Raw genomic sequence first — 13,537 nt, forward strand, 5'->3', positions numbered from 1 at the left:
AGCACAATATATTTTGAAAACTAAGAACCTGCTTTACACTCGTTTATGGGATAGACAGTTTTCGGTATATTGTATAAGGCATAAAAAAAAGCACCCCCCCAGTGCTTTTTTAGCGAAATTAATCGTTAAAATCATAACGAAGCTTCATACGATTTGAACCTGAAATTACCATACGTCCAAGCATTTCAGTCATTGCTTTTAATGCAAACGCTGCTAATTCTTCATTTGCTGCTTGAAGGTCTGCTGCAGCTCCCGCTTTATCTGTTTTATTTTGGATTTCACGGAATTTACCTACAGTTGCCAACTCATAAGTATCACGTAAATCAACGTATTTACTGTAATCTGTATCGCCAAGAAGCGCTGCTGTACAGCTGAGCCAGTACATATTATTCAAGTCAAATGTCGCTGTTGCATCACGGTAGCAAGCTGGTGTATCCTCTACATTTGTGTAGAAAGGTACGACATGATTGAAGGTATTTGCCCCAAATGCCAACCATTGAATACCCGCAAGTTTTTCATCAACATGATTACGGATTTGCAAAATGTGTACACTATGGTTACGGTTAATCCCAATTGGACGGAAAAGTTGTGCTTGTTCCGGTGTATTTGTTGTACCATAAGTGTCAAATTCAGTATTTTCAAAGTGGCTTGAAAGCACAAATTTCATATCTTCTACTGAAATTTTACGTGTGGCTTTACAAATGAATGGCAATTCGGGATTTTGAGGATCATCACTCGGAGTTCCCAAAGCGTTTTGACCATACCAAGTCCGTGGATTGTTATATACACTATCTTTAACTGAGCTAGAACCAAAGATATGACGTAAATTATAACCTTCAAAATCTGGGTTAAGATGGTTTTCATCAATCAATGCTTTCAAATCTTTTGAACAAAGTGTATCTTCACTTTCAAAATCAAAATGATCAATATTCATGCGGTTAGGTGCAACCACGTAAGAATCATCTGGAATACGTACTGCTGCCCAATGATGGCCACCAATCGTTTCCAACCACCAAACTTCTTCTTTATCAGCAAAAGCAATACCGTTAGGTTCATATGTTCCATATTGATCAAGAAGAGCACCTAAGCGTTCAACACCCTCACGCGCGCTGTGGATGTACGGCAAGACAAGAGTCACGTAGTCTTCTTCTCCCATGCCGCTTTCTTCATTGTAAGGATCAAGTCCCAAGATACGTGGGTTTGTTGTAATTGTTTCTGTAGCTGACATTGCAACATTTGCCGCATTAATCCCTGCAGCAGCCCAAGTTCCGCTTGTTAAAACAGCGTTGGGTGTTGCTGTATAACGCATTGGGTTTTCTGGAAGGTCTAGTTCCAAAGCACTCAATACAGCTTTATAATGACGCGGTTGTTCATCTGGTTGAACAACAACAAAGCGTTGTGGATCCAGTGCTTCATGTCCATCGTCATTACGAGCGATAAGTGTTGAACCATCAATTGAGGCTTTTTTCCCCACCAAAATAGTAGTACATGAACCTTGTTTACGAGTAATCATAGAATCTCCTTAATATATATTAAAATTTTGTTTCTATCATTTTTTAATTGGTTGTTGACGACTTGTTCTTCAACCTGATGAAGCAGCTTTCCTAAAATCGGTCCCGGCTTGATATTGAATGTTTGGATAATGTCATTTCCAGTTACTGCGAGGTCCGAATTGCTATGGATCTGGAGTTTTTCATTATAACTATAAGCCTGATCACAATCAACATCTTGGCCTGCAGCAATTTTTAGCTGATCAACAAGCAGAGCTTTTTCTAATCCATAGCGATAAATACTTTCTAAACTCCAATTTTCAAGCTTGTAAGCTTCTGTCAACTCATACACATATTTGATAAAGTCATTAGACACTTTCCATTTTTTCAAGAAAGCTTTAATATTTACCTGATCACTATGTACTAAGAGTGCAGCCCAAGCTTGCTCTGAGTTAACAAAGGTAAAGGGTGTCTCTAGAGTTTGAAGTAAAGCTTGTATAGCTTTTTCTTGCAAGTCAGGCAAGAAAGTATAAGCTTGAGAAGTCAACAATATTTCTAAGCCTTTTTTCCAATTTTTAGCCAAAAGCAACTTGTCGAGTTCAATGAAAATACGTTCAATCGAAATTTTGCTTAAAAGATGAGCACGCGCCTGCATAGCTTTAAATGTTTCTTCTTCAACATCGAAATTTAAAGTTGCAGCAAAACGCATTGCTCGCATAATCCGAAGCGCATCTTCATTGAAACGCTCCGTTGCAATACCCACTGCACGTAAGCGTGACCCAGCCAAATCAGAAAGACCATTGAACAAATCAATAATCTGTCCCTCAGTATCCATAGCAAAGGCATTAATCGTGAAATCACGGCGTTTTAAATCTTCCGAAAGTTCTCGGACAAAATCTACAGAATCTGGGCGGCGATAATCTGTATAAGTGCTTTCTGTACGAAAAGTAGTAATTTCATAATGTTCAGCTTCAGATTGACCGGCTAAGACTAACACGGTACCGTGATCAATTCCCACATCGATAGTATGCGGAAATATGGCTTTGGTTTCAGCTGGATATGCACTGGTTGCAATATCCACATCATGGATTGGCCTTTGCAAAAGCGCATCTCGTACGCTTCCTCCTACAAAATAAGCCTCAAAACCATGTGCCTGTATTTTTTCCAAAACCGGCAAAGCTTGTACAAATTCTGACGGCAAATTCTCTAGTTTCATATTACTATTTTAGCACTTTTCATCTGAAAAAGAGTTACTGAGCGGATCTTTTTTAAAGATAAAAAGATTTACTTCTAAAGAGTTATGAAAACACGGCTATTTGAGAAGGAAAAGTCATTGAGTATTCAACCTTCTTCTTACTTAAAATAAAAAATGATTCCAAGAAGAATCATTTTTTATGGAACGCGATTACTTCACTGCACATAAGCGATAGATGGCTTCAGCATATATTTCCATTGTTTTACGCAAGTCCGCAATTGCCCATTGTTCATTAGCCTGGTGCATATAGTCCGGCGTTTCAGGGAACATGGCTCCAAAGGCTACGCAATTTTGCATCGTCCGAGCAAAGGTAGCTCCTCCAGAAACCATTGGCTCCGTCATATCTCCTGTAATTTCACGATAAGTAGCAAGGAGCGTTTGGATAAGTTCACTTTCTACCGGCACATAGAGAGGATTTAACCAATCATATTGCTTGTACTCGAGTTGATAAGTTGCGGCTTGAGTGGCGAGCTTTTCAGCCAGTTCATCTTTATCAATAGTCACAGGGAGTCGCATATCCACCCCAATTTTTGTATGCTCAGGAGTGATTTCAACATCCGTGAAATTCATGGTTAATTCACCGGATTGTTCATCCATGACTTTTCCCACAACATTTTCACCTGTGGCATTTTCTTGAACAAGTTTACCTAAGAAATCAAGGGGTTTGAAGTCAAATACTTCTGCCAAGGCAATAGCCAAACGTAGCGTAGCATTTGTCCCTTCTGGTGCAGCCATAGCATGCACGCTTTTACCCTGTACGGAAATTCCTTTTTCTGTTTCCTCATAGGCAAAGCCATGCGCTGTCAAGGCAGCTTTTACTTCTGCTAATTTTTCTGAAGTGTAAGCCGCACGATCGGGTACAACATTTAATGCGCCAGATGCGTGTAATGTAAATTCGTTTGTGCCAGGTCCAGTAAGATAGGCTTGAAGTAAACCTTTTTCAGCATAGTTAAGTGGAAAATGAGAATCAGGTGCAAAGCCCATTGTGATTGCTTCTTCTTTTTCATTATATTTATCCAAACAACGCCAAAGTGTCTCTTCATCTGTACCAAAAATAAAACGAATCCGTCCGTCAAATGTCACACCAGCATCCATTAAGGCTTTCACTGCATATAACGCAGCCATACTTGGTCCTTTATCGTCTTGTGTTCCCCGACCAATTAAAAGTCCATCACGCTCAACCATTTCAAAAGGATCAGTTTCCCAGCCTGCTTGGTCTGCTGCAGGCACAACATCCATGTGACAAAGTAAGCCAAAAAGTTTTTCGCCTTCGCCAGTCTCAGCGTAACCATAATAGCCTTCAGGATCTTGGAAAGTCTTAAAGCCTAATTCTTGGCAAAGTTCTAAGACTTCTTCTAAAGCACCTAAAACTTTTTTCCCAAAAGGATGCCCTGCACCGGAATCGCTCTCGTCTAATACAGAGGCATGTTTGACTAAACATCCTAGTGATTGCACAGCTGCTGTTTGATATTCATCTGTAATAAAAGTTTTCATGTGACCTCCAACAAAAGCTCCCCCTATGGAAAGCTTTTTATTCATTTTTTATAATACTGCGGCAACTCCGAGAATGATCATGATTACAACCAACTGAATCACAATCAACTTCGCCATAAATTTCCACCATGTTCCGATATTAAAGCGTGCAATAGCAAGTGCACCCATAACAACAGCGGATGTTGGTGTGATAAGGTTCAAAATTCCTGATGCAGATTGATAAGCTGTAATGACCAAATCTTTTGAAACATTGGCAAATTCGCCCATTGGGCCCATGATCCCCATCGTAGCGGCAGCTAGACCTGATGTTGATGGAATCAAGAAACTCATTGGCAGATAGAAGATAAATGTTAAGATAATAAATAGACTTGATGAAAGACCTTGAAGTCCTTGTTCACCCCAATGCAAGATTGTATCTGTAATCATCCCGTTGTTCATCACAACCTGAATCCCACGTGCCACAGCTACGACGATAGCGACCCCAATCATATCTGAAGCCCCTTCGAGGAAGGCAGAGATAAATTCTGATTCTTTCATACGGTAAACGAAGGCAACGACAACAGCCATGACGATGAAGAGCATTGTAATTTCTGGGAAGTACCACGCTCCAAATGGCACCATGCTCTTCCCAAGAACAACACCTAAACCTGGAATTGATGTTAACCAAGCCGTAAAGTCGTTAAAGAAAGTAAAATGTTCATTCAACATATCCCACGGTACAAGTGACATAATCATAATGACAAAACTTCCGAAGAAGACAACATTTACCCATTTTTGACGTTGCGTAATATTTTCCTGTTTTTCAATAGAAGCAATGTCGAAATGTTGGATATCTGCTTCACGATTTTTGTAAACTAGAGACTTTGTTGGATCCTTTTCAATTTTTGAAGCATAACGATAAACATAGAGAATTGAAATAGCTGTAAGTACGACCAGCATGAAGAAACGAAGTCCCATACCTTGTCCCATGGAAATACCAACTGCTTGAGATGCAACACCTGTAGCAAATGGATTCACTGTAGAAGCTAAACATCCAACTTGTGAGCCGACTAAAACGATAGCAACAGCCACGACCGTGTCGAAACCAACCGCAATCATCACAGGGATAATCAAAGCATAGAAAGCCAATGTTTCTTCTGCCATCCCATACGTTGATCCCCCAAGTGCAAAGAGAATCATTAAGACCGGAATCAACATCTTCTCTTTGCCTTTGAAACGCTTAACGATCGAAGCAATACCTGCTTCAAGTGCACCAGTTTTATTCACTACACCTAAAAAGCCACCTACCATTAAAATAAAGAATGAGATAGGAATCGCTGCTGGTGTAGCGGGTACATTTCCATTCGCTTCAATACCTAACATCCCATTAACGGGAGCCATAAGCATATCCCAAATCCCTTGAGGATTTGAGGCGACTTGTGTAAATGATCCAGCAATAATATTACCGGCATCATCTACTTTGTAATGTCCTGCTGGGATAAACCAGGTCAGAATTGCAATAAGGACAATGATGATGAAAAGAATCGTGTATGCCGATGGCATTTGGAATTTTTTCTTTTCAGTTTTTGCTTCCATTATATACCTCCTAATGTATATTTATGCGTATAATAACAACTTCAGTTTAATATTTTTTTAAGGTAAAGTCAAACAAAACCCGAAAAAATTAGACAATTATTTCCTAAAGATTATATGATTGCGTTTACACTTCTTTAGAATTCACCTTTGGATAAAATACTCAAAAAAAGAGAAGGAACGACTCAAATGTTTCCTTCTCTTTTCACAATTAATTTTTATACAATATTTTATTTCTTAGGTGAGAACCCATAAGCAATCGCGCCCAAGCCGAGATGAGTTGCAATAACAGGTCCAAATGTTACAATTTCAACATCCTCATAGCCATGAGCTTTGGCGAAATCGTAAAGGTCTTGTGCGCGATCTTCCGCATCAGCATGGAGAACATATACCTTGTGCGCCTTTGGATCACTATTGGCAAGCATCAATTTCTTCAGCTCTGACACAGCTTTCTTGCTTGTACGCACCTTATCGTATACAACAACTTTACCATCTTCTGAAAACTGTAAAATAGGTTTGATATTGAGGAGTGTTCCTAAAAGTTCTCCACCTCTCGACAAGCGACCACCTTTAGCTAGCCAATGAAGGTCATCTACAAGCATGAAGGCATTGTCATTTTCTCTTTGATATTCAAACTGAGCAACGATTTCGTCAAATGACTTTCCGGCATCCGCCGCATCAAGTGCTGTCTCAATCATATAGCCAAGTGGACTAGAGGTAATAAAAGTTTCAGGAAACTTAACCACCATATCTTCAAATTCACTTTGAAGATAAAAGGCATTTTGGTAAAAACCCGAAATTCCTGAACTCAAAAAAGCACCTAAAACATGAGTAAATCCCTCTTTTCTGAGTGTTCGCAATAGTTCTTCTAATTCAAGAATGCTTGGTTGTGATGTTTTAGGTGCCTCTGAAGTTGCACCCATCAACTTATACCACTCTTGGTGTGTCATTTCACTTGGTTTATACTCTTTTCCCTCAATAGATATGGGAATTTCCAAGACAAATAAATCGTCACGATTTTTATATTGTTCGGCAAAATCTGCCGAAGTATCTGTAATAATAGCTAATTTCATAATAAATAATCTTGAAAAAATCCTTAAAATTGGAGATTGATGCCCGGTTGGTCAAGGGCAACCTCTGTTGTTTCGTACACCAAGCGTTTCAAAAGATCAAAAAGTGGAGAAGCAATTTGTGCCATTTCTTCTTGTTCTAATTCAGACTGCTCTTTCACTTGACGTCCACGAATGTAGTTAAGTTGGCTGAGCATACCTGATAAGACAATGTTTTCCAAAGGAATCATGTATGTCAAGATAGCATAAATTGCTGTATCTTCTGCCGCAGCTTTGCCGTCAGGTACTTGATCATGAGGAACTAACTGAAATTGTACATTGATATTTGTTTCAGGCGTTCCGTTTTCTTTTTCCCATTCGTAATTACGTGCATCATAGTGAAATTGATTTACAAATTCTTTATCACGTTCTAATGTTAATGTCATTTCCATTCACTCCAATTTTTTATTTTTTTGTCGGCGATGTCTCCAAAATATGCTTTCTCATCTAAAAGCAAAGTGGCTACACCAGCGTTTATACCTGCTTCAATATCAAGAGGACGATCACCAATCATGATTGTTTCTTCTGGCACCAGCTTATATTTGTGAATCAAATATTCCAAAGCTTCTGGACTTGGTTTCCGTGCAAAATTCTGCTGACTGGTGATGACTTCCGTAAAGTATTTTTTTAGTTCACCCAGATATTCAAAGGTGGCTTCATCACGATGACTGAGGACAAAATTCTGTCCACCATTTTCTACAATTTCTGACAAAATTTGTGGTATCTCAGGGTAAATCTGAGGATTAACTTGCATCTCTGCTTCTATTTTGTGATACAAATCAAGAAAGTCATCATCCGCAAACTCAAAAGCGAATTTACGAATAGAGAAACGTTTGATATAAGCTTCTAAATCACCCGGGAATTCTACTGAGGATTGCTTCATTGCTTCACGCAATGCCTCTAACATCACAGGGTAGGTATTGAAGAGTGTTCCGTCAAAATCCCAAATATAATTTTTCCAAGCCATCAGGAATTTTCACTTTCTATCTTTAGCTGCTTCAAAATTTCTTCTTCTTCTGCATTTGTTTCGTACTGTTCCAACAAATCCGGACGTCGTGCTAAAGTTTTTTTCAAGCTTTCCGTCAATCGCCATTTACGAATGTTTTCGTGATGACCTGACATCAAAACGCTTGGGACCTTTTTCCCTCGAAAATCTTCTGGACGTGTGTATTGCGGATACTCAAGTAATCCTGAAGAAAAAGAATCATCCTCATGACTGGCTGCTTTGCCTAAAGCGCCAGGCAGTAAGCGCACTACGGAATCAACAATAACAGTGGCTGCTACTTCTCCGCCTGTTAAAACAAAGTCGCCAAGCGAAATCTCATCGGTCACAAGATCTTTAATTCGTTCATCATAACCTTCATAATGTCCACAAATAAAGATGAGATGTTCTTCTTGAGCAAGTTCCTCAGCCATTTTTTGATTGTAGCGCTTGCCTGCAGGATCAAGGAGAATCACACGCGCATTTTCATGTGGAATCTTATCCATTGTATCATAGATAGGTTGGGGCATAAGCAACATGCCTTGACCACCGCCATAAGGCATATCATCCACATGTCTTTGCTTATTGCTCGCATTTTCGCGAAAATCATGAGTATGCAGTTCAAGCAGTCCTTTTTCTTGTGCTTTTCCAACTATTGATTGGTTGAGCGAGTCGAACATATTTGGAAAAATTGTTAAAATATCGACTTTCATCCTAATCGTCCAAACCTTCCATAATTTCTACATCCACTCGTTTAGCTTGAAGGTCAACATTCAATACTACAGGTGGAATATAAGGAAGAAGCAAGTCACGCTTACCTTTACGTTTGACGACCCAAACATCATTTGCACCTGGTTGAAGAATTTCGCTAACCTGTCCAATTAACTGATCATTTTCATATACATCTAAACCAATAATTTCATGATAATAAAATTCGCCTTCGTCCAAGTCCTTCAACTTGTCTTCAGCTATTTTTAGAGTAAATTCCTTGAAGCCTTCAACATCATTAATATGATAGAATCCTTCAAATTTGACGATATAAAAATTCTTTTGTTTTCTTGATGATTTAACTTTCAAATCTTGGACATAATTTCCTTTTTTGTCAAAAAGAGCCAAAATTGTGTTTTTTGCAAAACGTTCTTCAGCAAAATCGGTAACTGAAATCACGCGAACTTCTCCTTGAAGTCCTTGTGTGTTCACTATTGTGCCTACATTGTAAAATTTTGTCATACAGATATTTTACCATAATTCACGTATTATTTCCCTATATGCTCCTGTAAGTGTGTCTTCCTTCAAAAATAAAACAGTTTTTATGGTGATTAACTTTTAATTAAAGTAAAAACCGATTTGATAAATCCTCAAATCGGTATAAAATCCTTAATTATTTTTACGTTTCGCACCATACAAGGAATAAATCACAATACCTAACAAAATCCAGATAAAACAGTATAGTTTAGCAAGTGAGTCAAGATTTTCAAAGACAATAATTGACCCAATAGCACCTAGAGCGGGTAAAATCGGATAAAAAGGCATTTTGTAACTTGCTTCCGGTAAGTCTTTGCCCTCACGAGGACGTAAGGCAAACATCCCGATCGAAACAAAGACAAAAGCAATCAATGTACCTGCGGAAATCAATTGTGCCAGGAAGGTAAATGGGAAGAATGCCCCAATAATTATTGCAACCGTAGTTAAAACAATCAAGGCATTGGTTGGATTCTCGCGCTTGTCTACCTGTCCCAAAACTTTTGGAAGCATTCCGTCACGACCAAAGGCATAAATCAGCCGAGAACCCGCTAAAATCATTCCCAGTAAAGCAATAAACATCCCGGCATCAGCAACGATTGAAATCACTTGTGAAACCAGTGGAAAGCCTGCTTCTGACAAAGCCCAAGATACAGGAGCTGCATTATTTGCATACTCCGTATAGGGGTGCATGCCGACAAGAACAAGCGTAACTGCTGAGAACAGAACCACTGCAATGATGAGTGAACCTACAATTCCTAAAGGCATTGTACGTTTCGGATTTTTAGCTTCAGCTGAATTAGCCGCAATCGAATCAAAGCCAATATAAGCCAAGAAAATCATTGAAACACCGGATAAAATTCCTGATACACCTCCAAAGCCTGTAGTAGGATTGTGCTTAGGTATAAACGGTGTATAATTTTGAGGTTTAATCACTGTTAAACCTACAACAATAAATGTGATAATAGCAATAATTTTTAACACAACTAAGATTTGTGCAATTATTCCAGCATCATTCGAACCTCGCCATACAAGAAGAGCGGCAATTAAAATAACAATTAAAGAAATAATATCAACGATACCACCATTAGTTCCCAGTGGATGAGCTAAAGCCGCAGGTAAATGTATATTAGAGGTTGCTAGAATATGCTGAAAGGTAGCCGAGAATCCTGAACCTACAAAGGCTACGGCAATAAAGTATTCTGCAAGTAAGGCCCAACCCGCAATCCAGCCAAACCCCTCACCAAAAAGGACTGAAATCCATGAGTAGGCTGAGCCGGCAAAAGGCATAACACTGGCCATTTCAGCATAGGCTAATGCGACCATTCCAGCAACTACTGCAGCAATCAAAAAAGAAAAGACGACAGCTGGTCCAGCAAATTGTGCAGCAACGATCCCAGGTAAAGTAAAGATTGAAGTAGAAATAATCGTTCCCACTCCTAATGCCAAGAAATCTTTAACCCCCAATGTTTTCTCTAGCCTACTGTCCTTCTTACTATAGGTTTCAAATTTTGCTTTTGTCGAAAAACCCAAATTTATTTTTCTCCCTTCTTTCTACTTCTCGCTTATTTTCACTTGAACATAAGCTCTACTTTAAAATATTAAAAATTTTAAGTAGGTAAAATTGTACCATTTTATTTAAAATTATACAAACAATTATTGTGTTTTTTATTTATCTTGATGAACGAAAAAAATAATAAGTGAAGGAGGTTTCCACAGTGACTACTTTCCAAATAAAAATATTCTTTATATATATTAGTTTGTTTATGATAGTATATAATTGTAGGAATTTTTTAATAGTCTATGGATTATTATTAGAGAATTGCCGTTAGTTTACTGGAGGTTTTATGAATTTTTATGATATTGGTTTCTTGAAAACACAAGCTGGGTTAACAGACTACCTATGGTATATTTTTATTTTTGGTTCACTTATACTACTTATCGTTGTTTTTTCATTATATTTGAAACATCGAATTAAGACGAAATATCGAGATCTTAGTCTTATTTTTTTCTTGTTTCTCATCCTTTCTCTTGGGATACAGTACTCAAATTATCAGGTTAATCAGTCGCGTCATTCTCAATCCTCCCAGATGGTCAGTTTTGTTGAACAATTTGCCGATAATATGAAGGTTGATCAAAAAGACATTCTTGTGAGTTCAACTCAACTTACTGATGGGATCATTGTAAAAGTAAAAGATGATTTTTACACGGTCAATCTCAATGCTGATCAGCAATCCTATACTGTCACAGAAACTCATCTGATCAATAATAAAATCAACATTATTTCTAAATAATAAGAAAGGTTAGCTATGCAATTATACAGCCCAATAATAATCAAATTTGCCCTCGGAATTGTTTGTTTAATTATCCAAATTAACATCATGGGAAAAGGTAATCTTGCTCCTTCATCAGCAATGGATCAAGTCCAAAATTATGTACTCGGTGGAATAATTGGAGGTGTCATTTATAATGATTCAATAACTGTCTTGCAATTTGTCCTTGTCTTAATCATCTGGACGCTTCTTGTGCTCCTCCTAAAATTTGCTAAAGAGCATAATCGTTATATTAAAGTCATCGTAGATGGAAAACCACTTACTTTAATTCAAGATGGAAAAATAAAAGTTACGGAGTGCTTGAAGAATGGGATTTCTGCAAATGAACTTATGTTTAAGCTACGCTCCAACGGAATTTATGAAGTTCAAAATGTAAAGCGCGCAATTTTAGAGCAAAATGGTCAATTAACCATTATCGAATTTGGTGGAGAAAACATCAAATACCCGATTATTGTGGACGGACAAGCCAACTATGATGTTTTAGACATCATAAATAAAAACGAAGAATGGCTCGAAACTAAAATCCTTGAAAATGGCTTTAATAAAATCACCGAGGTCTATTTAGGAGAATATATTTCGGGCGAATTAAAACTCTATGGCTATCAGGAGTAACACCCCCTCGTATTAAAAAGGCTCTTGAATCAATTTTATTTTTCTTTTCTACTTGCTCTTCTCAGCTTACCTTATAGACTGAAAAACAAAAGCCCCAGAAAACGCTCATTTTCTGGGGCTTTTACTTATACTTTTTTGAATCTCGCTTACTTTTTCTTTCAACTCTGGCATAAATCACAACTAGAGTGGAAAGCATTATACTTCCTCGTCACTATTTGTCACATGGAATGGAAATCAGTTCGTAAACAACTTTGTGGTAATTTTTGCAGACTTCTTGCCCCTCAAAATGCACGTTTATGCGGTGTTCCAAGTCCCGCTTACTGCATTCTTCCTCAAAATAAGCGCGGTAAAAGTCTTTTGAAATCATTTCTGTTTTTTCAAAAGTAAATTGTTGGACAAAGAATTCTTGCTTTTCTTTTTGAAGAAAGTTTTTGTAGTCTGCCATCCATTTTAACTCTGGGTTCACTTCCTGGTCATAAGGAGAAAATAAGCTGTCCTCATCCTTGACCAATCGCAGGATAAGGCACCACTTTTGACTGAGTTGACATAAATCTTTTATCTTTTCAGGACGGTCCAAAGCAGGATTCATTGCGGAAAAAACAACTTGAAATTTTTGCTTTGATTTAAGCAGCGCCTCTTGGCTTATCCTGAGGAAATCCACATGCTCTGATTTTTGTTTTTTTCTCGCCAGTTCCAACATCTTTGGTGAGATATCCGCTAAGGTATATTTCTTCACTTGTTCCTGAAATACAGCCAAATAGCGCCCGCTTCCTCCGGCAATATCTAAAAGTGTTTGGCAAGGTAAAATTTTCTCTTGTACAAGGAACTTCCCTAACTCTTGCGCAATCGGGAAAGGCGATTCCTGTTGTATTTCTTCATACTCTTCAGCAAAATCATCCCAAAAATAGACGAGCTCTTGTTCTTCTTCAGTCAACTTCCTTTTTTCCTCCTGATATGCCTTTTTGCCACTACATGTTTTATTGATTTTCTTTGTAAATTCTAACACCTTGTAGACTTATTGTACTCTATCTGCTTGTTTAAAGACATAAAAAAACCACCCAAAGAGTGATTTTTTTTTATAAGAATTGTATTAATCTTTTGTTTTACCCAAGAAGAACGATACAACGGCTACCACAATAACGGCACCAATGATTGAAGGAATCAAAGCCATACCGGCCAATGAAGGGCCCCAGCTTCCGAGAAGGGCTTGACCCACAGCAGAACCGACTAAACCGGCTAAGATGTTGGCAATCCATCCCATAGATTTACCTTTACTTGTAATAGCTCCTGCTATCACACCAATAATTGCACCAACAATAAGTGACCAAATCATAAAAATACCTCTTTCCTTTAAAATAATATTATAATTTCATAACAGTTTCATTCTAACAAAATCATAATATTCAAGCAAACAACTTGTTTGTTATTTTCAGGTAAGCTTAAGCTAG

General features: G+C 38.0%; 14 protein-coding genes. 2 read left to right on the forward strand and 12 right to left on the reverse strand.

Going from position 1 to position 13,537, the window contains the following annotated elements:
- Positions 1-118: 118 nt before the first annotated feature.
- The 10 genes from PYW30_RS05920 to PYW30_RS05965 form a co-directional block, all read right to left on the reverse strand.
- A complete protein-coding gene (locus PYW30_RS05920; RefSeq protein ID WP_017370936.1) occupies positions 119-1,513 on the reverse strand; it encodes a C69 family dipeptidase in 1,395 nt (464 codons plus the stop codon).
- Complete coding sequence (locus PYW30_RS05925; protein WP_042218366.1) at positions 1,510-2,706, reverse strand: CCA tRNA nucleotidyltransferase; 1,197 nt, start codon at positions 2,704-2,706, stop codon at positions 1,510-1,512. The genes PYW30_RS05920 and PYW30_RS05925 overlap by 4 nt, the downstream gene beginning before the upstream one ends.
- A 189-nt stretch (positions 2,707-2,895) precedes the next feature.
- Positions 2,896-4,239, reverse strand: a complete 1,344-nt coding sequence (locus PYW30_RS05930; RefSeq protein ID WP_042218368.1) for a M20 family metallopeptidase — start codon at positions 4,237-4,239, stop codon at positions 2,896-2,898.
- Between the two features lie 48 nt (positions 4,240-4,287).
- Positions 4,288-5,814, reverse strand: a complete 1,527-nt coding sequence (locus tag PYW30_RS05935; protein ID WP_004256380.1) for a YfcC family protein — start codon at positions 5,812-5,814, stop codon at positions 4,288-4,290.
- Positions 5,815-6,041: 227 nt separating this feature from the next.
- On the reverse strand, positions 6,042-6,884 hold the full coding sequence (locus PYW30_RS05940; RefSeq protein WP_042218371.1) for a DegV family protein: 843 nt from the start codon (positions 6,882-6,884) through the stop codon (positions 6,042-6,044).
- A gap of 23 nt (positions 6,885-6,907) precedes the next feature.
- The gene (locus PYW30_RS05945; protein ID WP_014024973.1) at positions 6,908-7,306 is read right to left on the reverse strand and encodes a DUF1149 family protein; all 399 of its coding nucleotides are present in this window, start codon (positions 7,304-7,306) and stop codon (positions 6,908-6,910) included.
- A complete protein-coding gene (locus PYW30_RS05950) occupies positions 7,303-7,887 on the reverse strand; it encodes an HAD-IA family hydrolase (RefSeq protein WP_042218374.1) in 585 nt (194 codons plus the stop codon). Before PYW30_RS05950 ends, PYW30_RS05945 begins: the two co-directional genes overlap by 4 nt.
- Positions 7,887-8,615, reverse strand: a complete 729-nt coding sequence (trmD, locus tag PYW30_RS05955) for a tRNA (guanosine(37)-N1)-methyltransferase TrmD (protein ID WP_042218376.1) — start codon at positions 8,613-8,615, stop codon at positions 7,887-7,889. The genes PYW30_RS05950 and trmD overlap by 1 nt, the downstream gene beginning before the upstream one ends.
- Position 8,616: 1 nt before the next feature.
- On the reverse strand, positions 8,617-9,132 hold the full coding sequence (gene rimM, locus PYW30_RS05960) for a ribosome maturation factor RimM (RefSeq protein WP_004256370.1): 516 nt from the start codon (positions 9,130-9,132) through the stop codon (positions 8,617-8,619).
- Between the two features lie 147 nt (positions 9,133-9,279).
- Entirely contained in the window at positions 9,280-10,677 is a 1,398-nt protein-coding gene (locus PYW30_RS05965; protein ID WP_042218378.1) for an APC family permease, read from the reverse strand.
- Positions 10,678-10,991: 314 nt separating this feature from the next.
- On the opposite strand from PYW30_RS05965, the gene PYW30_RS05970 reads away from it, so the two are divergent.
- Both PYW30_RS05970 and PYW30_RS05975 read left to right on the forward strand, forming a co-directional pair.
- Complete coding sequence (locus tag PYW30_RS05970; protein ID WP_004256363.1) at positions 10,992-11,438, forward strand: DUF3290 domain-containing protein; 447 nt, start codon at positions 10,992-10,994, stop codon at positions 11,436-11,438.
- A gap of 15 nt (positions 11,439-11,453) precedes the next feature.
- A complete protein-coding gene (locus PYW30_RS05975) occupies positions 11,454-12,089 on the forward strand; it encodes a DUF421 domain-containing protein (protein WP_004256360.1) in 636 nt (211 codons plus the stop codon).
- Between the two features lie 211 nt (positions 12,090-12,300).
- Here the strand turns inward: PYW30_RS05975 and PYW30_RS05980 are convergent, their stop codons facing one another.
- On the reverse strand, positions 12,301-13,023 hold the full coding sequence (locus tag PYW30_RS05980; RefSeq protein ID WP_017371000.1) for a class I SAM-dependent methyltransferase: 723 nt from the start codon (positions 13,021-13,023) through the stop codon (positions 12,301-12,303).
- Positions 13,024-13,179: 156 nt separating this feature from the next.
- Positions 13,180-13,422 carry a GlsB/YeaQ/YmgE family stress response membrane protein gene (locus PYW30_RS05985; RefSeq protein ID WP_014024978.1) on the reverse strand — a complete coding sequence of 81 codons (243 nt, stop codon included), beginning with the start codon at positions 13,420-13,422 and terminating at the stop codon, positions 13,180-13,182.
- Positions 13,423-13,537 lie beyond the last annotated feature (115 nt).

Source organism: Lactococcus garvieae subsp. garvieae (genome assembly GCF_029024465.1).
Lineage (GTDB): Bacteria > Bacillota > Bacilli > Lactobacillales > Streptococcaceae > Lactococcus > Lactococcus garvieae.